Source organism: Nocardioides sp. CF8 (assembly GCF_000389985.1).
In the GTDB taxonomy this organism is placed as follows: Bacteria; Actinomycetota; Actinomycetes; order Propionibacteriales; family Nocardioidaceae; genus Nocardioides; species Nocardioides allogilvus.
This window is the reverse complement of record NZ_CM001852.1, coordinates 2,506,769-2,527,540: the sequence shown is the minus strand read 5'-3', so window position 1 is coordinate 2,527,540 and position 20,772 is coordinate 2,506,769. Positions and strand designations below refer to the sequence as shown.

Annotated in this window: 18 protein-coding genes and 1 pseudogene; 14 read left to right on the top strand and 5 right to left on the bottom strand. The window is 69.6% G+C overall.

Annotated elements, in window-relative coordinates:
• The coding region (locus CF8_RS23185) for an MEDS domain-containing protein (RefSeq protein WP_232211501.1) at positions 1–575 on the bottom strand (575 nt) is incomplete at its 3' end.
• A 364-nt stretch (positions 576–939) separates the two neighbouring features.
• Positions 940–1,224 (bottom strand): annotated as a pseudogene (locus tag CF8_RS23690) (hypothetical protein); the annotation flags it as partial.
• 384 nt (positions 1,225–1,608) lie between these two features.
• On the opposite strand from CF8_RS23690, the gene CF8_RS12265 reads away from it, so the two are divergent.
• From CF8_RS12265 to CF8_RS12240, 6 genes are all read left to right on the top strand, one after another.
• Positions 1,609–1,893, top strand: coding sequence for an ArsR/SmtB family transcription factor (locus CF8_RS12265; RefSeq protein WP_010833433.1), 285 nt, complete (start codon positions 1,609–1,611; stop codon positions 1,891–1,893).
• On the top strand, positions 1,890–2,288 hold the full coding sequence (locus CF8_RS12260) for a VOC family protein (protein WP_010833432.1): 399 nt from the start codon (positions 1,890–1,892) through the stop codon (positions 2,286–2,288). The genes CF8_RS12265 and CF8_RS12260 overlap by 4 nt, the downstream gene beginning before the upstream one ends.
• On the top strand, positions 2,281–2,697 hold the full coding sequence (locus CF8_RS12255; RefSeq protein ID WP_010833431.1) for a VOC family protein: 417 nt from the start codon (positions 2,281–2,283) through the stop codon (positions 2,695–2,697). The genes CF8_RS12260 and CF8_RS12255 overlap by 8 nt, the downstream gene beginning before the upstream one ends.
• A gap of 446 nt (positions 2,698–3,143) precedes the next feature.
• Positions 3,144–5,639 carry a DNA gyrase/topoisomerase IV subunit A gene (locus tag CF8_RS12250; RefSeq protein WP_010833430.1) on the top strand — a complete coding sequence of 832 codons (2,496 nt, stop codon included), beginning with the start codon at positions 3,144–3,146 and terminating at the stop codon, positions 5,637–5,639.
• 17 nt (positions 5,640–5,656) lie between these two features.
• Positions 5,657–6,355 (top strand): LppX_LprAFG lipoprotein, encoded by a 699-nt coding sequence (locus CF8_RS12245; RefSeq protein ID WP_198016842.1) that lies wholly within the window; start codon positions 5,657–5,659, stop codon positions 6,353–6,355.
• Positions 6,352–8,154, top strand: coding sequence for an MFS transporter (locus tag CF8_RS12240; RefSeq protein WP_010833428.1), 1,803 nt, complete (start codon positions 6,352–6,354; stop codon positions 8,152–8,154). The genes CF8_RS12245 and CF8_RS12240 overlap by 4 nt, the downstream gene beginning before the upstream one ends.
• A 15-nt stretch (positions 8,155–8,169) precedes the next feature.
• Here the strand turns inward: CF8_RS12240 and CF8_RS12235 are convergent, their stop codons facing one another.
• A complete protein-coding gene (locus tag CF8_RS12235; RefSeq protein ID WP_036490892.1) occupies positions 8,170–10,005 on the bottom strand; it encodes a flavin-containing monooxygenase in 1,836 nt (611 codons plus the stop codon).
• Between the two features lie 88 nt (positions 10,006–10,093).
• Here CF8_RS12235 and CF8_RS12230 point away from each other — a divergent pair, with 88 nt between their 5' ends.
• The 5 genes from CF8_RS12230 (at position 10,094) to CF8_RS12210 (ending at position 16,455) form a co-directional block, all read left to right on the top strand.
• Complete coding sequence (locus CF8_RS12230) at positions 10,094–11,296, top strand: GAF domain-containing protein (protein WP_010833426.1); 1,203 nt, start codon at positions 10,094–10,096, stop codon at positions 11,294–11,296.
• Positions 11,297–11,306: 10 nt separating this feature from the next.
• On the top strand, positions 11,307–11,801 hold the full coding sequence (locus tag CF8_RS12225) for a beta-class carbonic anhydrase (protein ID WP_010833425.1): 495 nt from the start codon (positions 11,307–11,309) through the stop codon (positions 11,799–11,801).
• A gap of 63 nt (positions 11,802–11,864) precedes the next feature.
• A complete protein-coding gene (locus CF8_RS12220) occupies positions 11,865–12,383 on the top strand; it encodes a MarR family winged helix-turn-helix transcriptional regulator (protein WP_010833424.1) in 519 nt (172 codons plus the stop codon).
• 60 nt (positions 12,384–12,443) lie between these two features.
• Entirely contained in the window at positions 12,444–15,629 is a 3,186-nt protein-coding gene (gene icmF / locus CF8_RS12215; RefSeq protein ID WP_010833423.1) for a fused isobutyryl-CoA mutase/GTPase IcmF, read from the top strand.
• A gap of 40 nt (positions 15,630–15,669) precedes the next feature.
• Complete coding sequence (locus CF8_RS12210; protein ID WP_332248892.1) at positions 15,670–16,455, top strand: helical backbone metal receptor; 786 nt, start codon at positions 15,670–15,672, stop codon at positions 16,453–16,455.
• A 59-nt stretch (positions 16,456–16,514) separates the two neighbouring features.
• On the opposite strand, the gene CF8_RS12205 is transcribed toward CF8_RS12210, so the two are convergent.
• On the bottom strand, positions 16,515–16,733 hold the full coding sequence (locus CF8_RS12205) for a hypothetical protein (protein WP_198016835.1): 219 nt from the start codon (positions 16,731–16,733) through the stop codon (positions 16,515–16,517).
• A 72-nt stretch (positions 16,734–16,805) separates the two neighbouring features.
• The gene (locus CF8_RS12200; protein WP_010833421.1) at positions 16,806–18,878 is read right to left on the bottom strand and encodes a DNA gyrase/topoisomerase IV subunit B; all 2,073 of its coding nucleotides are present in this window, start codon (positions 18,876–18,878) and stop codon (positions 16,806–16,808) included.
• A 256-nt stretch (positions 18,879–19,134) separates the two neighbouring features.
• Between CF8_RS12200 and CF8_RS12195 the strand changes: the two genes are divergently transcribed.
• The 3 genes from CF8_RS12195 (at position 19,135) to CF8_RS12185 (ending at position 20,771) form a co-directional block, all read left to right on the top strand.
• Complete coding sequence (locus tag CF8_RS12195; RefSeq protein ID WP_198016834.1) at positions 19,135–19,386, top strand: DUF7455 domain-containing protein; 252 nt, start codon at positions 19,135–19,137, stop codon at positions 19,384–19,386.
• Positions 19,387–19,461: 75 nt separating this feature from the next.
• Positions 19,462–19,941: a DUF456 domain-containing protein gene (locus CF8_RS12190; protein ID WP_010833419.1), complete on the top strand. Its 480-nt coding sequence runs from the start codon at positions 19,462–19,464 to the stop codon at positions 19,939–19,941.
• On the top strand, positions 19,941–20,771 hold the full coding sequence (locus CF8_RS12185; protein ID WP_010833418.1) for an EamA family transporter: 831 nt from the start codon (positions 19,941–19,943) through the stop codon (positions 20,769–20,771). The genes CF8_RS12190 and CF8_RS12185 overlap by 1 nt, the downstream gene beginning before the upstream one ends.
• Position 20,772 lies beyond the last annotated feature (1 nt).

The window sequence follows — 20,772 nt, the reverse complement described above, 5'->3', positions numbered from 1 at the left end:
ACGCTGCTACCAACGTCCTGGCCGGGTACATCTAGCAGGACCTTGGGGTGCGTCTTGAGCACTTGGACGAGCATCCTCGCCCCGAACTTCTGGAGGTCGTAGAGACAGATGAGGATGGCGGGCATCTCCTCGACCATGCGGTTGAGGGACGACTCGTAGACGAACAGGTCGTCCCAGCCCGGAACGCCGGGCAGCACCCACGACATCTCGCCGGCGGCTCTGATGAGGTCGAAGTTGTCGGCGATCGCCTTGTCCACGCTGCCGGACAGGAAGCTCACCATGGCCTCGACGCTGAACTCCCCCGAGCGGAGGTATGCGTCCGACGAGCGTTCAACGTCGAGCTGCGCCGAGCGTCGCGAGTAGTCGGCGCCGGGCTGCCCGACGACGCGCTCCCGGACCAGCGCCGGCTCGACGTCGTCGATCAGGCACAAACACTTGTCGCCGTGCCTCAGCCCCTCCTCGAGGAAGGGGTACAACAACCGGTCGCGCTCGGCCGGACCCGAGTAGAGCGCGCAGAAATGAGTTCCCGAACTCACAGCGTCGACCCCGGGCATTCCGAGACTCAGACCGCTCATGCTCGCCACCGTTCGATGGATCCAATGGATGGATCGCACCGTAGCGCATCCGGCACGGACGGCATCCCGTGCCCGAGTCGGCTGGGTGAGCGCCCACACGAGCGGAGGCTGTCACGCCCGCAAGCTCCGTCAACGGCAGGAGGTCGGCAGACGCCCTCCTCAGCGGGCGTGGCCGTCCTTGTCGGGGGGTGAGGTCGACCATCCCGGTCAGCAGCTTCGGCCCACGACCGCCGTCGGCGATCGGGAACTCGCTGACGTGGTGCCACACGTGCTCATCGACGCTGGGGCGCTTCACGCCGCCGAACCGTGTCTCGTCGTCAGCCATCTCCTGCAACAGCGGGCGGATCGAGGTCCACACGGTGTTCCACGTCGTGCCGAGCTGGCGTGCAATCCCGCTGATCGAGGCGTGCTCGCGACGCATCTGGTTGATCGCCCACCAGCATGCCCGCGTGGTCAGCAACGCTCGCGGCCGGGCCACCTGCTCGTCTTGCTCAGTGAAGACCCTCGTGGCGCAGGCAGTCTCTTCGCAGCGCCAGGTCCGCTTGCGCCACACCAACCTCACCGGCCGGTCGAAGCACGGTGCGTCGACCAGCGTGACGTCGCTGCGACCGTGGCTGTGCGCGATCACGCCACAGGTCGTGCAGCCCATCGGCGCACGCGTCGACTCAACGCCAACGGTGAGCAGTCCGACGTCGTGGTCGTACTCGACCGCGGTCACGTGCAGGTCGCCGAGGCCGACGAGCAGATCGCATCGGGTGCAGTAAGAGGTGTCGTGATAGCAGCGCGCAGCAGAGTGCGCCGTAGGCTCGGACAACGTCGAGGCCTTCCGGTCGGTCCCCACCGGTCTCGGCCTGGCGCTCGCGGAGGCCGTCGCCCTCGCCCATGACGGTCGCGTCGAGGTCGACGCGACGCCCACGGGCCCGCGGGCCACGCTGCTGCTGTCGCGCGCTCCCGCTCCGCCCGGCTCCTCCTGAGCCGGCACACCACCACGCGACCATTGACAGGCAAGTGTTCACTTGCCTATAGTCCAGACATGGTCGACGTGTTCAGGGCGCTCGACGATGAGACTCGCCGGCTCATCCTCGACGGACTGGCCGAGCGGGACGGTCAGACCCTGTTCGAGATCTGCACCATGCTCACCACCCGCCACGGCGTGGGGTCCTCGCGTCAGGCGATCTCGCAACACCTCGCGGTGCTCGAGGATGCCGGCCTGGTCGCCAGTGAACGACGCGGCCGCACCAAGGTGCACCACTTCAACCGTGAACCGCTCGCGGCCATCGCCCGACGCTGGCCCCTCACCGAGGAGAAACCGCCATGAAGATCCGCCTCACCAGCATCTACGTCGACGACCAGCGCGCGGCGTTGGCGTTCTACACGGACATCCTGGGATTCATCACGAAGCACGACGTCCCGCTGGGAGACAACTCCTGGCTGACCGTGGTGTCACCTGACGACACCGAGGGGCCCGAGCTCCTGCTGGAGCCCGCGGACCACCCGGCGGTCAAGCCGTACCGCGACGCTCTCGTCAGCGACGGCATCCCGCTCGCGCAGCTCGCCGTCGACGACGTCGCCGCCGAGCACGAGCGGCTGTCCCGACTGGGAGTGGTGTTCACGCAGCCGCCGACAGCCATCGGCGTGGGATCCGTCGCCGTCTTCGACGACACCTGCGGCAACCTGATCCAGATCGTCGACCGGATCCCCACCGGTGACTGACTCCGCCTACCCCACCCTGGTCCACACGGCGATCGACGCTCGCGACCCGCGAGCCCTGGCCGAGTTCTACCGTGAGCTGCTCGGGCTGCACTACCGGGACCGCGACCTGCCGCCCGTCGACGGGAGCCACGACGCGCCCACGTGGATCGTCCTGCTCGACGAGGCGGGTCGCCGGGTCGTGACCATCCAGCGCAAGGACGACACCGTCCCCCCGACGTGGCCCTCCGAGGCGGTCCCCATGCAGATGCCCATGGACTTCGCAGTGCGTGACGTCATCGAGCTGGAACGGCACCGCGACCGCGCCATCGCCCTGGGAGCCCGCCTGCTCCACGACCGGACCGACGTGACGGACGCCCCCCTGTACGTGCTTGCCGACCCAGCGGGCCACCCGTTCTGCCTCGTGGTCTGAGGACGACGAAGGGCCCGGTCTGCTGACCGGGCCCTTCGTGGTGCTGTACCCCCGACCGGATTCGAACCGGCGCTACCGCCTTGAGAAAGGGATCCAAGGGTCACCGAATGACGCTGGAACTCACTGATACCGCGGGTCCGCGATCGTGCTCTGCGTCGATGAGAAGTCTCAGATCCAGGCCCTGGACCGCACCGTGCCTGCCGATTCACGACTTTGCTCGTTCCGGGATTCTGCGAAGTCTGGACGTCCCGCAAGCCGTACCTCCTGGGGGACGAATACGGGCATATCCGCCACCACCGCCGCGGCGTCCCGGATGACCCGTCCGCAGTGATTCCCGGTGACGGGACGCCGTGCGGCCACGGACGCGGGGTCAACCTGCGTTGATACCGACAGCCCACCGGCGTGCCCCAGTCACGGAACGACTCGCGGACCGGGACAATGCCCGCATGGCTCGACGTACCACCAAGCAACCACTCCCCGACGACTTCGAGGAGCACATCCTCGACATCGACGTCGGTGACGAGATGCGCGCCTCGTTCCTCGAGTACGCCTACAGCGTCATCTACTCGCGCGCCCTGCCCGACGCCCGCGACGGGCTCAAGCCCGTCCAGCGGCGGATCCTCTACACGATGGACGAGATGAACCTGCGGCCCGACCGGGGCCACGTCAAGAGCGCCCGCGTCGTCGGCGAGGTGATGGGCAAGCTGCACCCCCACGGCGACAACGCCATCTACGACGCGCTCGTGCGCCTGGCCCAGCCGTGGTCGATGCGGGTGCCGTTCATCGACGGCCACGGAAACTTCGGCTCGCCCGACGACTCCCCCGCCGCCATGCGCTACACCGAGTGCCGGATGCTGCCCTCCGCGGTGGCGATGACCGCCTCGATCGACGAGGACACGGTCGATTTCAAGCCCAACTACGACTCGCGCGAGACCGAGCCGACGGTCCTGCCCGCGGCCATCCCCAACCTCATCGTCAACGGCACGACCGGCATCGCGGTCGGCATGGCGACCAACATCGCGCCGCACAACCTGGTCGAGGTCGTGCAGGCGCTGCGCCACCTCATCACCCACCCCAAGGCCGGCCTCGACGACCTGATGCGCTTCATCCCCGGCCCCGACCTGCCGACCGGCGGCAAGATCGTCGGCCTCGACGGCGTCCGCGACGCCTACGAGACCGGGCGCGGCACCTTCAAGATGCGCGCCACCGCCCGGATCGAGTCCGTGACGCCGCGCCGCAAGGGCATCGTCGTGACCGAGCTCCCCTACGGCGTCGGCACCGAGCGGGTGATCGAGCGGATCAAGGCGCTCGTGCTGTCCAAGAAGATCCAGGGCATCGCCGACCTCAAGGACCTCACCGACCGCAGCCACGGGCTGCGCCTGGTCATCGAGGTGAAGAACGGCTTCGTCCCCGAGGCGCTGCTCGAGCAGCTCTACAAGATGACGCCGATGGAGGACTCCTTCGGCATCAACACCGTCGCGCTCGTCGACGGCCAGCCGCGCACGCTCGGGCTCAAGGAGCTGCTGGAGGTCTTCCTCCAGCACCGCTTCGACGTCGTACGCCGCCGCTCGGTGTTCCGCCGCACCAAGGCCGCCGACCGGCTGCACCTGGTCGAGGGACTGCTCATCGCGATCCTCGACATCGACGAGGTCATCCAGGTCATCCGCTCCTCCGATAACGCGTCGCAGGCCAAGGAGCGGTTGATCGACATCTTCGAGCTGAGCCAGATCCAGGCCGACTGGATCCTGGACATGCCGCTGCGCCGGCTGACGAAGTTCTCCCGGCTCGAGCTGGACAAGGAGAAGGCCGAGCTCGAGCGCGAGATCGAGCAGCTCGACGCGATCATCAACGACGAGAAGCTGCTGCGGAAGGTCGTCTCCGACGAGCTGGCCGAGGTCGCCAAGACCTACGGCACCCCGCGCCGTACCGTCCTGCTCGCCTCCGCCGGCACCACGGTCACCGCCGCGAGCCTCGAGGTGGCCGACGACCCGTGCTTCGTCTTCCTGTCCTCCAGCGGCCTCGTCGCGCGAACGGCGAACGCGACCCTGCCCGGACAGGGCGAGTCCCGGGCCAACCACGACGTCATCACCTCCGCGGTGCGCACCACGGTCCGGGGCGAGGTGGGCGTGCTGACGTCGCGCGGTCGGCTGATCAAGGTCGGCGTGCTGGACATGCCCGGCCTCCCCGACTCCGCCAACGACCCCAACCTCCAGGGCGGGCTGCCGCTCAGCGAGGTGCTCTCACTGGACAGCGGCGAGCGTGCGCTCGCCCTCACGTCCCTGGCGACCGAGGGGCCCGGACTCGCGCTCGGCACCCGCGACGGCGTGGTCAAGCGGGTCAACCCCGAGGTGCTCGGCAAGGACGACTGGGACGTCATCTCGCTCAAGGACGACGACGAGGTCGTCGGTGCCATCGAGCTGACCACCGGCGACGAGACGCTGTGCTTCATCACCACCGATGCCCAGCTGCTGCACTTCGGTGCCGACGGCGTGCGCCCGCAGGGTCGCTCCGGGGGCGGCATCGCCGGGGTCCGGCTGACGCCCGGCGAGCGGGTGGCCTGGTTCGGTGTGGTCGACGCGGAGGACTCCGTCGTCGTGACCGCCTCCGGTGCCTCGACCGCCCTGCCGGGCACCGAGGCCGGCGCGGTCAAGGTGACGCCGTTCAGCGAGTACCCCGCCAAGGGCCGCGCCACCGGTGGTGTGCGCTGCCACCGCTTCCTCAAGGGCGAGGACACCCTCGTCACCGCCTGGGCCGGCTCCGCGCCCGCGCGCGCAGCCGCTGCCAGCGGCGCACCGATCGAGCTTCCGGCCGCGACCGGTCGCCGCGACGGCTCGGGCATCCCGGGGTCGCAGGCCATCGCCGCTGTCGCAGGGCCGGTCGCCGTACTCCTGAAGGACCGGACGGTGGACGCGGTCGCGAGTGCCCCTGCTGACGGGGCCTGATGTGCAAGGCTGAACGCATGATTGCTCGCGCCGCTGCGCTGTCCCTCCTCGCCGCTCTCGCCCTGACCTCGTGCACCGGTGACGGTGAGCAGAAGGCCTCCGAGGACACGTCGCCCGAGGAGGTGCTGGCCGCGGCCGCGACCACCCTCGGTGAGACGAGCGGCGTCGACCTCACGCTGTCGACCGAGGACCTGCCCGCGGGCGTCACCGGCATCACCAGGGCCGCCGGTGTGGCCACCAACGCACCCGCCTTCGAGGGCACCATCACCGTGGTCATCTCCGGCCAGAGCGTCGACGTGCCGGTGGTGGCCGTCGACGGCACCGTCTACGCCCAGATCCCGTTCACAGAGGGCTGGCAGGACGTCGACCCCGGCGACTACGGCGCGCCCGACCCGGCCCAGCTCGTCAACTCCGAGACCGGCTTCGCCTCCCTGCTCGGTGTCACCACCGACCTCGAGGAGGGCGAGAGCGTCCGCGGCGGAGCCGACAACTCCGAGGTCCTCACCACCTACACCGGCACGGTCCCGGGCGACGCGATGAAGAAGGTCATCCCCAGCTCGTCGGGTGACACCTTCGAGGCGGAATACCTCGTCTCCGACGACGGCGAGCTCCGCCAGGCCGTCCTGACCGGGGTGTTCTACGCCAAGAGCGATGCGATGACCTACACCGTCGACTTCGCCGACTACGGCACGAGCAAGGACATCGTCGCCCCGTGAGCGAGGTGACCGGGTCGGCTCCGACCCGGGCGCTGCTGAGCCTCGCGGCCGTCGCGGTCGCCTTCGCCGCCGCCGACACCTATGTCGTCGTGCTGGCGCTGCCGGACATGATGACGAGCGTCGGCGTCCCGATCGACCAGCTCCAGCGAGCAGCGCCGATCATCTCCGGCTTCCTGCTGGGGTACGTCGCCATGCTCCCGCTCATCGGCAGGATCGCCGACCTCCGCGGTCGCGTGCCGGTGCTGGTCTTCTCGCTCGTGCTCTTCGCGCTGGGCTCGCTCGTCACCGCGCTGGCCTACGACATGCCCTCGATGGTGATCGGCAGGTTCCTCCAGGGCGTCGGTGGTGGCGGGCTGGTGCCGGCGACGCTGGCACTCGTCGCCGACCTCTATCCCAAGGAGCGCCGCGGCGTCCCGCTCGGCATCGTCTCGGCCGTGCAGGAGATCGGCTCGGTCATCGGCCCGCTCTTCGGTGCGGTGGTGCTGGCCTTCGCCGACTGGCGGGCGATCTTCCTGATCAACCTCGCGGTGGGCCTGCTGCTGGCGGCCGCCCTGCGCTCCATCGCCTCGCCGCTGGCTGAGCTGCCGGCCGACTCACCGCTGGTTGAGCAGGCGCGCCAGCGCCGTGTCGAAACCAAGGTGAAACGCCCCGACCTCCTCGGCGCACTCCTCCTCGTGGCGACCCTGGTCGCCGGAGCCCTCGTCTTCGTCCGCCCCGCCGAGCTCCTGCGCGACCTCACGTGGGGTCAGCTCTTCATCCCCTACGTCGGGTCCGGTCGCTGGCTGACCCCGATCGGCCTGATCGCGATCGGTGCCGCGCTCCTGCTCGTCGCGCGCTGCCTCGTCGCGAAGCGGCCGCTGCTCGACCTGCGCCGCTGGGGCGCCAGCCTCGTCGAGGCCGACCTGGTCGGCGCCCTGCTGCTGGCGGTCGCGCTCGCGGGCGTGATCCTCGCCTTCGCGACGGCCGATCCGAAGATCCAGGTGTTCTCCGACCGCGGCTGGTGGTTCCTGCTCGGGTCGGCGGTTGCGAGCGTGCTGTTCGTCGCGCACCTGCGCCGGGCCGCGGCACCCCTGCTTCCGCGCGGTGCGCTGCGGCGTACCCCCGCGTGGGGAGCGCTGCTGGTCAGCTTCTTCATCGGGGCCGCGCTGATCGCTGCCCTGATCGACATCCCGCTCTTCGCGCGCACCACGGTCTATCCCGACTCCCAGCTCGCCGCCGCGCTGGTGCTCGTGCGTTTCCTCGTCGCACTGCCCGTCGGGGCCGTGATCGGCGGCTACCTCATCCGACGCCTCTCCCCCGGCGTGGTCACCGCCGCCGGCATGCTGCTGGCCGCGGCCGGCTTCGTGCTGATGGCGCAGTGGGGGCTGACGACCGTCGAGGAGCCGATCGCCAACCTCGGGCTGATCACCGGCGGGCTCGGCTTCGGGCTGGCCCTCGCCCCCGTCAACGCCGCCCTGCTCGCCTTCACCGACGACGACGTGCACGGCGTCGCGAGCGCCTTCGTCGTGGTCTCGCGGATGGTCGGCATGCTCGTCGGCATCTCCGCGCTCACCACGATCGGCCTGCGCCGCTACTACTCCGAGCAGGGTGTCATCCCGCCCGTGCGCGAGGTCTGCGACGGCAAGACCCGCTGCAAGGAGTTCTCCGACCTGCTCCGGGTCGCCGGCATCGCCCAGGAGCACACCGTGTTCTACGGCGCTGCCGTCTGCGCGGTCGTCGCCGCCGTCCTGGCCCTCGTCCTGTTCCGTACGGCGACAGCGACGCCCCTCTCCACGAGGGACGCCCTGTCGATCCACTGAGACCTGCCGCGGGCCTCAGCCCGTGTGGTGCACCTCCTGCAATGCGTGCACCGGGGTGTCGATGCCCTCGAACCTCGCCTTGAGCTGGAGCGCGAGGTAGAGCGAGTAGTGCCGCGACTGGTGCAGGTTGCCGCCGTGCATCCAGAGGTTCTCGATCTGGGTGGGCTTCCACATGTTGCGCTGCTCGCCCTCCCACGGCCCCGGGTCCTTGGTCGTGTCCGAGCCGAGGCCCCACACCTTGCCGAGCCGGTCGGCGGTCTCCTGGTCGATCAGGTCGGCCACCCAGCCGTTCATGGATCCGTAGCCGGTGGCGAACACGACGACGTCGGCGGGCAGCTCGGTGCCGTCGGCCAGCACCACCTCGTTCGCGGTGAGGTGGTCGATCTGGCCGCGGACCAGCTTCACGTCGCCGTTGGCGACGAGGTCGGCGGCACCGACGTCGATGTAGTAGCCCGAGCCGCGGCGCAGGTACTTCATGAACAGGCCGGAGCCGTCGTCGCCCCAGTCGTGCTCGAAGCCGGCCGCCTCCAGCCGCTCGTAGAAGTCCTTGTCCTTCTCCGCCATCGCCTCGTAGGCCGGGATCTGGAAGGTGTGCAGGATCCGGTAGGGCAGGGACGCGAAGATCAGGTCCGCCTTCTCCGTCGTGACACCCGCAGCGACCGCCCGCTCGGAGTAGAGGTCACCGAGCCCGATCTCCATCAGGCTGTCGCTCTTGACGATGTGCGTCGAGCTGCGCTGCACCATCGTGACGTCGACGTCGTTCTCCCACAGTGCGCCGCAGATGTCGAAGGCGGAGTTGTTGCTCCCGATCACCACGACCTTCTTGCCCCGGTAGGGATCCGGCCCGGGGTGCGCCGAGGAGTGGTGCAGGTCGCCCTCGAAGACGTCCGTGCCCGGCACGTCAGGGACGTTGGGCTTGCCGGACATCCCGGTGGCGAACACCAGCTGCGTCGGGCGCAAGGTGAGCGGCTTGCCCTCCCGCTCGACCTCGACGGTCCACTCCCCGGTCTCCTCGGACCAGGTGGCGCTGGTCGCCGTCGTGCTCGACCAGTAGGGCACCTCCATGATCTTCGTGTAGGACTCGAGCCAGTCGCCGATCTTGTCCTTGGGCGCGAAGACCGGCCAGTTGTCCGGGAACTTCAGGTAGGGAAGGTGGTCGTACCAGACCGGGTCGTGCAGGCACAGCGACTTGTAGCGGTTGCGCCACTGGTCGCCAGGTCGCGGATGCTTGTCGATCACCAGGCTGGGCACGCCGAGCTGGCGCAGGCGGGCTCCGAGCGCGATCCCGCCCTGCCCGCCGCCGATGACCAGCACGTAGGGCTGGGTGGTGCTGCCGAGGCTCTCGGCCTCGGCCTGCCTGCGCTCGAGCCAGGTCTGGCGCTGCTTGTCGGCGCCGTGCTCGGCCCCGCGGGGCCGGTGCTCGTTCTTCGGCTCCTCGAAGCCCTTGAGCTCGTAGAGCGTGGTCAGGAAGGTGAAGGCCTTGCGCTCACCGTCCTCCTCGACCAGCCGCAGCAGCCCGCGGCCCCGGCCGGCCCCCGTCTCGAACAGAATCCAGGCGGTGATCACCCCGTCCGCCTCGTCCGCGGGCTCCTCCAGCGTGAAACCGGAGGGATCGGTGCCGGCGAGGGTGCTCTGCAGGAGGTCGGTGATCCCCTCCCTCCCCTCCACGGTCGTGATGTTCCAGGTGAAGGACACCAGGTCTCGCCAGTAGGACTCGGTGGCGAACAGCGCGGCCGCGGCGGGCACGTCCCGGGCGGCCAGGGCCGCCTCGAAGCTGTCGAGCCACGCGGTGGCGGTGGCGCTCGGGTCCTGCTCTGAGGTGACGACGGGGGCGTCGAGGGTCTCGGTCATGATGTCTCCTTCCGACGTGACCCACGACACACCGAGACGTAGCATCGGCGGGAGGGTTGCAGCCGGGTTGCAAGGGATCGGAGGTGCCATGGGCGACCAGCTCGAGCCATGGCGCGCCCGTGAGCGGGTGCTGTCGGGCGATGGATCGCCCCAGGAGGTTCGTCCCGAGATCAGCGCGTCGTGGCGCCGGGTCCGGGCCAGCGGGCTCGCGCCGGGCGCCGAGCCCGCCGTCGCTCCCCTGACGGAGAGCGAGGTCGAGTCCCGCCGCAGCACCAGCGCCATGGTGCCGCTGCTGCCGGGCATCACCGGCTCCCTGTCGCCCGCCGTCGACGACGGCCTGCTGGTCGTGGTGACCGACACCGATGGGCGCGTGCTGTGGCGTCGGGGCGGCTCGGGCGTACGCCGCCTGGCTGACGGGCTCGGCTTCGTGCCCGGGTCCGCGTGGACCGAGGCCAATGTCGGCACCAACGCCATCGGCACCTGCCTGGTGCTCGGCCAGCCCGTACACATCCAGGGCCCGGAGCACTACGTCCAGTCCCACACCCGCTGGAGCTGCGCCGCTGCGCCCGTCCGTGACCCGTGGTCGGGCGAGAGCCTGGGCGCGGTGGACATCAGCGGCCCGGGCTTCGCCGTACGCCGATCCGTGCTCGCCCTCGTCGGCGTGACCGCGCGCCTGGCCGAGGCAGAGCTCCGCACCGACCACGCCATCGCACTCGAACGGCTCCGCGCCTATGCCGCTCCCGTCGTGGCTCGCGTCGGTGGGCGCGCACTGGCGGTCGACCCGGGTGGACACGTCGCCGCGGTCACCGGTTTCACGGCCCCCGACCGGCTGGTGCTGCCCCGCGACCTGTCGTCAGGGTCGACCTGGCTGCCCGCCCTGGGCGCCGTGACGGTCCAGCCACTGCCGGGAGGGTGGCTGCTGCGCCTCGGCAACGACGACCTCGAGGCCACCGAGCTGGTGCTGGACCTGCGCGGACGACCGGAGCTGCGGGTCAGCTCCGCCAGCCACTCGTGGCAGCACCACCCGAGCCCGCGGCACACCCAGATCCTGTTGGCGCTCATCCGCTCGCCGCAGGGGCGCACGGCCGCCCAGCTCGCCGAGGACCTGTTCGCCGACGAGACGCGGGTCGTCACCGTGCGGGCGGAGATGTCGCGGCTGCGGCGTGCGCTCGGCTCCCTGCTGGAGGCCCAGCCCTATCGCATCGCGTCGTCGGTGCGCGCGACGGTGCTCGACCCGGGCGAGGCGTCCACACTGTGGCCCTCGCACATCCCGACTCCTGACCTCGGCTAATCTCGCGATCGTGGACGACTTCAGCGACCTGATCACTGCCAACCAGGAGTTCGCGGAGAGCTTCGAGCTCGGCGACTTCGACGGTGTTGCCCATGCGGGCGTCGCCATCGTCACGTGCATGGACAGCCGGATCGACCCACTGCGTATGCTCGGCCTCCACCACGGCGATGCCAAGATCTTCCGCAACCCCGGCGGCCGCGTGACCAGCGCGGCGCTTGAGGCGCTCGTCCTCGGCGTCCACCTGCTCGGGGTCAACCGCATCCTGATCGTGCCCCACACCAAGTGCGCGATGGCCTCCAACACCGAGGCCGACCTGCGCGTCAAGGTCGGCAGGTCGGCGGGCGTCGACGCCTCCTGGCAGCAGTTCCACGTCATCTCCGACCAGGTGGCGGCCCTGCAGGAGGACGTCCAGATGGTGCGCTCGCACCCGCTGATCCCCGAGTCGGTCGCCATCGGCGGGTTCCTCTACAACGTGGACTCCGGGTTGATCGACCAGAAGTTCTGACGCGCCCGCTCGGCGCGAAGGCAGTTCCTAGGACGTCCTAGGAATCTCCCGTAGCCTGTTCGCATGGCACGAGACAGGGACCCGATCCACGAGGCGCGCGGCCAGTGGATCCGGCACGGCTGGGACGACGCTGCCGACGGCATGGCGATGGTCACCTCGATCGTGCGCGTGCAGCAGCTGCTGATGGAGCGCATCGACGCGGTCCTGCGCCCGCTCGAGCTGACCTTCGCCCGCTACGAGGTGCTGCGCCTGCTGTCCTTCGCCCAGTCCGGCGCGATGCCGATGACCCGGCTCGGGTCCCTGCTCCAGGTGCACCCCACCAGCGTCACCAGCGCGGTCGAGCGACTGGTCAAGCAGGGCTACGTCGAACGCCTGCGCCGCGACGACGACCGTCGCGTGATCCTGGCCTCCCTGACCGACGCAGGTCGCGACGTCGTCGACCGCGCCACCCTCGGCCTCAACACCCAGGTGTTCGAGCAGCCCGGACTCCCCACCGCGGGGGTCCTGCAGCTCACCGATCTGCTCGGCGAGCTGCGTGAGGCTGCCGGCGACCACGTGACGGCGTCGGCTACTTCACAGTAGTTAGTTGGATGTCCTACTATTGCGGTAGTAGGACATCCAACTACTCTCGCAAGGATCCTCATGGTCGAGCTCCACCAGCCCCAGCACCCGGTCCGCCTCGTCACGGCGTCAGCCCTGTTCGACGGGCACGACGCCTCGATCAACATCATGCGGCGGATCTTCATGAGCCAGGGCTGCGAGGTGATCCACCTCGGTCACAACCGCTCCGTCCAGGAGGTCGTCGACGCGGCGCTCGAGGAGGACGCCCAGGGCATCGCTGTGTCGTCCTACCAGGGCGGCCATGTCGAGTACTTCGAGTACCTCGTCGAGTCGCTGAAGGCGGCCGGTGCCGACCACGTGAAGGTCGTCGGCGGTGGTGGCGGCGTCATCGTGCCAGCCGAGATCAAACGTCTCCGCGAGTCCGGGGTCATCATCTTCTCCCCCGAGGACGGCCAGCGGATGGGCCTCGTCGGGATGATCAACTCGGTCGTCGCCGACTGCGACTTCGACCCGTGGCAGACCGCGCCCGCCGACATCGACGGTGTCCTGGCCGGCGACCGGCACGCCATCGCGCGCGCGCTGACCGGCGCCGAGACCGGCCAGCTGAGCGACGACATGCTCGCCCGCATCAACCAGGCGGCTGCCGCCCACACCGCCCCCGTGCTCGGCATCACCGGCACCGGCGGCTCGGGCAAGTCGTCGCTGACCGATGAGCTCGTGCGGCGCTTCCGCGTCGACCAGCAGGACAAGCTCCGCGTCGCCGTGATCGCGGTCGACCCGACGCGCCGCAAGGGTGGGGGCGCCCTCCTGGGTGACCGCATCCGCGCCAACTCGCTCGACGGCGACCGGATCTTCTTCCGCTCGCTCGCCACCCGTGGCGCCCACGAGGTCCCCGAGCACCTCGACACCGTCATCGCGGTGATGAAGGCCGCCGGCTTCGACCTGGTGATCGTCGAGACACCCGGCATCGGCCAGGGTGACGCGGCGATCGTGCCCTTCGTCGACCACTCCCTCTACGTCATGACGCCGGAGTTCGGCGCCGCCTCGCAGCTCGAGAAGATCGACATGCTCGACTTCGCCGACACCGTCGCGATCAACAAGTTCGAGCGCCGTGGCGCCAAGGACGCGCTGCGTGACGTCGGTCGGCAGCTGGTCCGCAACCGTGGCGCCTTCGGCAAGCAGCCCCACGAGATGCCGGTCTTCGGCACCAGCGCGGCCACCTTCAACGACGACGGCGTCACGGCGCTCTACCAGCACCTGCGCGACACCCTCGGGGCCAGCGGGCTGCCGATCGGGGAGGGGACCCTCCCGCACGTCGACGTACGCCACTCGTCCGGAATCCGCCAGGTCGTCCCGACCGATCGCGTGCGCTACCTCGCCGAGATCACCGAGACCGTGCGCGGCTACCACGCACAGACCGACCGCCTCGCCGAGGCAGCGCGTCGGGTGCAGCGGCTCGACATCGTGCAGGGCGAGCTGGTGTCCGCCGACAAGGACACCAGCGGCGTGGAGGACCTGCTCGAGTCCGCCCAGCGCCAGCTGCCGCACGAGGTCAGCGACCAGATCGCCGCGTGGCCCGCTGTCGTGCAGTCCTACTCCGGAGACGAGCAGGTCGTCGTCGTACGCGGCAAGGAGATCCACACCAAGCTGACCCGCGAGTCGCTGTCCGGCAACAAGATCCCCCGCGTCGCCCTCCCCCGGTTCACCGACCACGGCGAGCTGGTGAAGTTCTGGCGCAACGAGAACCTCCCGGGCTACTTCCCCTACACCGCCGGTGTCTTCGTGTTCAAGCGCGACGGCGAGGACCCGGCCCGGATGTTCGCCGGCGAGGGTGACCCGGCGCGCACCAACCGCCGCTTCAAGATCCTCAGCCACGAGGGCGAGGCCACGCGCCTGTCGACCGCCTTCGACTCGGTCACGCTCTACGGCCGCGACCCCGACCCGCGTCCCGACGTCTACGGCAAGGTCGGCACCTCGGGCGTCTCCGTCGCGACGCTCGACGACATGAAGGTCCTGTTCGACGGCTTCGACCTGATCGCGCCCTCGACGTCGGTGTCGCTGACCATCAACGGCCCGGCGCCGACGGTGCTGGCCTTCTTCCTCAACACCGCCATCGACCAGGCCGCCGAGCGCGGCATCTCCGCCGCCGACGCGCTCAAGCAGGTGCGCGGCACGGTGCAGGCCGACATCCTCAAGGAGGACCAGGGCCAGAACACCGCGCTGTTCTCCACCGAGTTCTCGCTGCGGATGATGGGCGACATCCAGCAGTACTTCATCGACAACGAGGTCCAGAACTTCTACTCCGTGTCGATCTCCGGCTATCACATCGCCGAGGCCGGGGCGAACCCGATCAGCCAGCTCGCCTTCACGCTGTCCAACGGCTTCACCTACGTCGAGTCCTACCTCGCGCGCGGCATGGACATCGACGACTTCGCGCCCAACCTGTCCTTCTTCTTCTCCAACGGCATGGACCCCGAGTACAGCGTCATCGGTCGCGTCGCCCGCCGCATCTGGGCGGTCACGATGAAGGAGAAGTACGGCGCCAACGAGCGCTCGCAGAAGCTGAAGTACCACGTGCAGACGAGCGGCCGCTCGCTGCACGCGCAGGAGATGGACTTCAACGACATCCGCACCACGCTGCAGGCCCTGATCGCGATCTACGACAACGCCAACTCGCTGCACACCAACGCCTACGACGAGGCCGTCACCACGCCCACCGAGGAATCCGTGCGCCGGGCCCTGGCGATCCAGCTGATCATCAACCGCGAGTGGGGCCTCGCGATGAACGAGAACCCGCTCCAGGGCTCCTTCATCATCGACGAGCTCACCGACCTGGTCGAGAAGGCGGTGCTGGCCGAGTTCGACTCCATCAACGAGCGCGGCGGCGTGCTGGGCGCCATGGAGACCGGCTACCAGCGTGGTCGCATCCAGGACGAGTCGATGCTCTACGAGCACCGCAAGCACGACGGCTCGCTGCCGATCGTCGGCGTCAACACGTTCGTGAAGCCCGACTCCGATGTCTCCCCGCCCGAGGTCGAGCTCGCCCGCGCCACCGAGGCCGAGAAGGAGTCGCAGCTCTCGCGGGTCCGCGCCTTCCAGTCCGCGCACGCCGACGAGGCGGCCGAGGCGCTCGCGCGCCTCAAGGAGGCCGCGGTCAACGGCGACAACGTCTTCGCCGTGCTGATGGACGCCGCACGGGTGTGCTCGCTGCAGCAGGTCACCGAGGCGTTCTTCGAGGTGGGCGGGCAGTACCGGCGCAATGTCTGAGCGCGCGGACTCGCGAAGCGAGCACGCGAAGGCGAAGGGGTTGAGCAAGCCCCGCCCGGGCGAGCCTGCGAGCCCGGGCGACGGGCGGGACGAAACCGAGCCCGAGAGTGGCCACGGCGGCCTGCGCCGGGTGGTCAGCCTCGTCCCGTCGCTGACGGAGGCGATCGCCAGCGTCGACGCGGGTGCCCTGGTCGGCGTGACCGACTGGTGCACCCACCCGGCCGACCTCGACGTACGGCGAGTGCGGGGCACCAAGAATCCCGACACCAAGGCGATCATCGCCCTGGCTCCGGACGTGGTGATCACGAACAAGGAGGAGAACCGCGAGCTCGACGTACGCCGTCTGCGCGATGCTGGCGTCGAGGTGTGGGTCAGCGTCATCGAGACCGTCCCTCAGGCGATCGACGCCATGGAGGAGCTCTTCGACGACGTGCTGCGCTGGCAGCGACCTGCCTGGCTCGCCCAGGCTCGTGAGCTGTGGTGCGGGGAGCCGATGGTGGCGCGTGCGCGCGTCGCCGTACCCATCTGGCGGGATCCGTGGATGGTGGTCGGCCGCAACACCTTCACCGGTGACCTGCTCGCCCGCGCGGGCCTTGTCAACGTCTTCACCGACCAGCCCGACCGCTATCCGAGCCTCGACCTGGCCGTCATCGACGGCGCCGGAGCCGACGCGGTGCTGCTGCCCGACGAGCCCTACGTCTTCACCGCCGACGACGGCCCGGAGGCCTTCACGACGCCCACCGAGCTCGTGTCGGGCCGGCTGATCACGTGGTACGGCCCGTCCCTGGTCGAGGCGCACGCGTCGCTGCGCACCCTCCTCCCCTGACGCGACGACCGTGTGGCTTCGGTGTCTCCATGTGACACCGAAGCCACACAGTCGGGCACCTAGCGATCGAGGGGTGCGTCCGGGGCGCGCAACTCGTTGTCGCTCCGGTTCTCGCCATGTCGCTGTGCGTCCTGGATCCCGTGCGCGATCGCCTTCCGCAGCACCCAGTAGGCGACGTATGCCGCGACTGCCCACATCACCAGGCTGAGGGCCAGGAACTCCAGACCACCAACAGCCATCTGCGTTCCCAGGGCGACATCTTCTGCAGCTCTCATCATGGCGAGCAGCGTAGTGACGACGCAGCGAACGCGTGCGTTTCCACGCGTCAGAACGCGTGCGCTTCACGCGTCCTAGGCGTCGAGGGACTCGACGTCGACCTCATAGGCGCCCTGCACGATGAACTCCTTGCGCGGCGCGACGTCGGAGCCCATCAGCAGCTCGAAGACCTGGGCAGCGACCTCGGCGTCGTCGACGGTCAGCCGGCGCAGGGTGCGGTGGCGGGGGTCCATGGTCGTCTCGGACAGCTGGTCGGCGTCCATCTCACCGAGGCCCTTGTAGCGCTGCGGGGGTTCCTTCCAGCGCACGTTCTTCTTCTTCAGCTCGGCGAGGCGGCGGTGCAGCTCGTCGTCGGAGTAGGTGTAGACGTACTTGTCCATCCCCTTCTTGGGGTTGGTCAGCTCGATGCGGTGCAGCGGGGGTACGGCGGTGTAGACCCGCCCTTCCTTGAGCAGCTCGGGCATGTACTTGAAGAACAGGGTGGCGAGCAGGCAGCGGATGTGCGAGCCGTCGGAGTCCGCGTCGGCCATGAAGATGATCCGCCCGTAGCGGGCGGACTCGAGGTCGAAGGTACGCCCCGAGCCGGCGCCGACGACCTGGATGATCGAGGCGCACTCGGTGTTCTTGAGCATGTCGCCCACCGAGGCCTTCTGGACGTTGAGGATCTTCCCGCGGATCGGGAGCAGCGCCTGGTACTCGGAGTCACGCGCGAACTTCGCCGTACCCAACGCCGAGTCACCCTCGACGATGAACAGCTCGGTGCGCTCGTTGTCGGCCGAGCGGCAGTCTGCGAGCTTGGCCGGCAGCGCGGAGGACTCGAGCGCGTTCTTCCGGCGCTGGGTCTCCTTGTGCTGCTTGGCCGCGATCCGGGTCTTGGAGGCGCCGACGACCTTCTCCATGACCAGCTTGGCCTGGGCCTTCTCGGCCCGCTTGGTGGAGGTGAGGAAGTTTTTGAGCTCGGCGGCGACGACCTTGCGCACGACGTTGCGAGCCGCCGGGGTGCCGAGGATCTCCTTGGTCTGGCCCTCGAACTGCGGCTCGGCCAGCCGGACCGTCACGACGCCGGTCATGCCCTCGAGCACGTCGTCCTTGATCACGTTGTCGTCGTTGACCTTGAGCACCTTGGCCGAGCGCATCACGTCGTTGAACGTCGAGGTGATCGCCGACTCGAAGCCGCTGACGTGCGTGCCGCCCTTGGGCGTCGCGATCACGTTGACGAAGGAGCGGACCTGGGTGTCGTAGGTGTTGGACCAGCGCAGCGCGACGTCGACGGTCAGCTCGCGCTCGACCTCCTGCGGCGTCATGTGCCCCTTGTCGTCGAGCAACGGCACGGTCTCGGTGAAGGTGTCCATGCCCTGCAGGCGCAGGATGTCGGTGACTGGCTCCCCCTGGGAGAGGAAGTCGGCGAACTCGCTGATGCCGCCCTCGTGCAGGAACTTCTCGCAGACGGGCTCCGGACCGCGCTGGTCGTTGATGACCAGCTCGAGGCCGGGGACGATGTACGACGTCTGGCGGGCGCGGCCCAGCAGGCCCTCGATCTCGACGCCGGCGTCCTTGGTGAAGATCTGCCGGTCCGGCCAGAAGTGGATGCGGGTGCCGGTCTTGTCCTTCGCGACCCGCTTGCCCTTGCGGGTCAGGCCCGACTGCGGCTTGAAGGAAGCCGTGGGGCCCTCGCCGTCGAAGACGCCGGGCACGCCGCGCTGGAACGACAGGCCCTGCTGGGTGGGCGAACGATCGACGTCGATGTCCATCCGCGATGACAGCGCGTTGACCACCGATAGTCCGACGCCGTGCAGGCCACCGGTCGCGACGTAGGAGCCGCCGCCGAACTTGCCGCCGGCGTGCAGCTTGGTGGCGACCACCTCGACGCCGGGGAGCCCGGTCTTGGGCTCCTTGTCCGTCGGGATGCCGCGACCGTCGTCGTAGACCTCGACCGAGTCGTCGGGGTGCAGGGTGATCTCGACGCGGTGGGCGACGCCCGCGAGCGCCTCGTCGACACCGTTGTCGATGATCTCCCACAGGCAGTGCATCAGCCCGCGGGTGTCCGTCGAGCCGATGTACATGCCGGGGCGCTTGCGAACCGCATCGAGCCCCTCGAGGACGAGGAGGTGTGCCGCGTTGTACGTGTTGTCTGCCGGTGCTGCCACAAGGAGAAAACCTACCCGCGACACGCCGTGGAGCGGCGCAGGGCACGCTTGCCGCCCTCGAGGACATGACAGGTCTAGCGTGATCACATTCGCATCACGCAATCCGTTCGACCGCAACGCAACGAACACCAGGCACGTCCCACGGTTGGGGATACGCCCAACGGGGTACACGTATCAATGATTGGATGGCCACGTCCCACCCCGATTGCACCAGCCGGGAATCTTTGACCCGGTGACTACGTTGGGCCAGACACCGATGGAGAGAAATGAGGCCGATGTGACTACAGCCATTGCCCCCCAGCCTGCCGCCCTGACGGCAGCTGACCGCTGCGACCGCTGCGGTGCCCAGGCCTACCTGCGTGTCGAGCTGCAGACCGGCGGTGAGTTGCTCTTCTGTGCCCACCACGCCCGGGAGCACGGAGACAAGCTCCGTTCGATCGCGTCCCACGTGCACGACGAGACGCACAAGCTCGAGCCCACGCCGGCCGGTGCTCGCGACAGCGACTGAGCCGCCACCCACCTACGCCACGACGGCCCCCGACCATCCGGTCGGGGGCCGTCGTCGTTGTGGAAGGCTCCCCCCGTGACCTTCACCGAACTCGTCGTGGCCGCGCTGCTCGCGGTCGGCATCGCCGGCATCATCGTCCCGGTGATCCCGGGGCTGCTCCTGCTCGTCGGCGGGCTGCTGCTCTGGGCAATCGACCTCAACACCTCCACCGGCTGGGTCGTCGTCGCGATCGCGCTGGGGTTCCTGGCCATCGGGACGATCGTGAAGTACGTCGTCCCCGGCCGCCGCCTCAAGGCAGCCGGCGTCCCGCGCTCCACGCTCGTGGTGGGCGGCGTGGTTGGCATCGTCGGCTTCTTCGTGGTCCCGGTCGTCGGGCTGTTCATCGGCTTCGTCCTCGGGGTGTACGCCGCCGAGCGCCGCCGCCTCGGTGCGGCAGCCGCCGGCCCGGCGACCCGGCACGCCCTCCGTGCGGTCGGCCTCTCCATCGTGATCGAGCTCACGGCGTCGCTGCTGGCCGTCGCCACCTGGATCGTCGGCATCGTGGTGACCGGCTGATGGGCATCGTGCTGGCCCTGGCCGCTGCGCTGGCCTACGGCCTGTCTGACTTCGCCGGTGGCCTCGCATCACGTCGCACCTCCGCCTGGCCGGTGGCGTTCATGTGCGCGATCGGCGCCTTCGCCTGCTCGGTCCTGATCGCGCTCGGCACCGCCGGCCACGCCAGCGGCACCGACCTCGCCTGGGGCGCCCTGGGCGGTGTCGGGTCGGGCCTCGGCGGCGCCTTCCTCTACCGCGGCTTCGCCGCCGGCCGGATGGGCGTCGTGGCGCCGATCTCGGCCGTTGGCGCGGCCATCCTGCCCGTCGCGGTGGGCGTTTCTGCCGGTGAGCGGCCCGAGCTGCTCGTCTGGCTCGGCATCGCCGCCGCCGTCCCCGGCATCTGGCTGGTCAGCCGCGAGCCGGGTGGTGACGGCAGCCTGGCCGCAGGTCTGGTCGACGGCATCCTCGCCGGCCTCGGCTTCGGCCTGCTCTTCGCCGCCATCGGCCAGGTCCCCGACGGTGCCGGCTTCTGGCCGCTCGCTGTCGCCCAGGCGGCGGCCCTGGTCGCCGTGGTCCTCACCGCGACCATGCTCAGGGCCCCCTGGCGCCCGACCGCACGGTCCGAGGTCACCGGCGGCCTGCTGGCCGGCGTGCTGGCCAGCGCTGCCGCGCTCGCCTTCCTGCTCGCCACCCAGTCCGGCCTGCTGACGGTGGCCGCCGTGCTCACCTCGCTCTACCCCGCCTTCACGATCCTGCTGGCGGCGACCGTCCTGCGCGAGCACATCCATCGCGGCCAGGCGCTCGGCCTGGGGTTCTGCGGCCTGTGCGTCGCCCTGGTCGCGGCCGGCTGAC

What these genes read in the sequence shown, in the direction of transcription:
- CF8_RS12230 (WP_010833426.1), top strand. Translation starts at nt 10,094, where the DNA reads ATGGGCGACCAGCTCGAGCCATGGCGCGCCCGTGAGCGGGTGCTGTCG.
- CF8_RS12250 (WP_010833430.1), top strand. Translation starts at nt 3,144, where the DNA reads ATGGCTCGACGTACCACCAAGCAACCACTCCCCGACGACTTCGAGGAG.
- CF8_RS12235 (WP_036490892.1), bottom strand. Translation starts at nt 10,005, where the DNA reads ATGACCGAGACCCTCGACGCCCCCGTCGTCACCTCAGAGCAGGACCCG.
- CF8_RS12260 (WP_010833432.1), top strand. Translation starts at nt 1,890, where the DNA reads ATGAAGATCCGCCTCACCAGCATCTACGTCGACGACCAGCGCGCGGCG.
- CF8_RS12265 (WP_010833433.1), top strand. Translation starts at nt 1,609, where the DNA reads ATGGTCGACGTGTTCAGGGCGCTCGACGATGAGACTCGCCGGCTCATC.
- CF8_RS12195 (WP_198016834.1), top strand. Translation starts at nt 19,135, where the DNA reads ATGGAGAGAAATGAGGCCGATGTGACTACAGCCATTGCCCCCCAGCCT.
- CF8_RS12220 (WP_010833424.1), top strand. Translation starts at nt 11,865, where the DNA reads ATGGCACGAGACAGGGACCCGATCCACGAGGCGCGCGGCCAGTGGATC.
- CF8_RS12185 (WP_010833418.1), top strand. Translation starts at nt 19,941, where the DNA reads ATGGGCATCGTGCTGGCCCTGGCCGCTGCGCTGGCCTACGGCCTGTCT.
- icmF (WP_010833423.1), top strand. Translation starts at nt 12,444, where the DNA reads ATGGTCGAGCTCCACCAGCCCCAGCACCCGGTCCGCCTCGTCACGGCG.
- CF8_RS12205 (WP_198016835.1), bottom strand. Translation starts at nt 16,733, where the DNA reads ATGATGAGAGCTGCAGAAGATGTCGCCCTGGGAACGCAGATGGCTGTT.
- CF8_RS12245 (WP_198016842.1), top strand. Translation starts at nt 5,657, where the DNA reads ATGATTGCTCGCGCCGCTGCGCTGTCCCTCCTCGCCGCTCTCGCCCTG.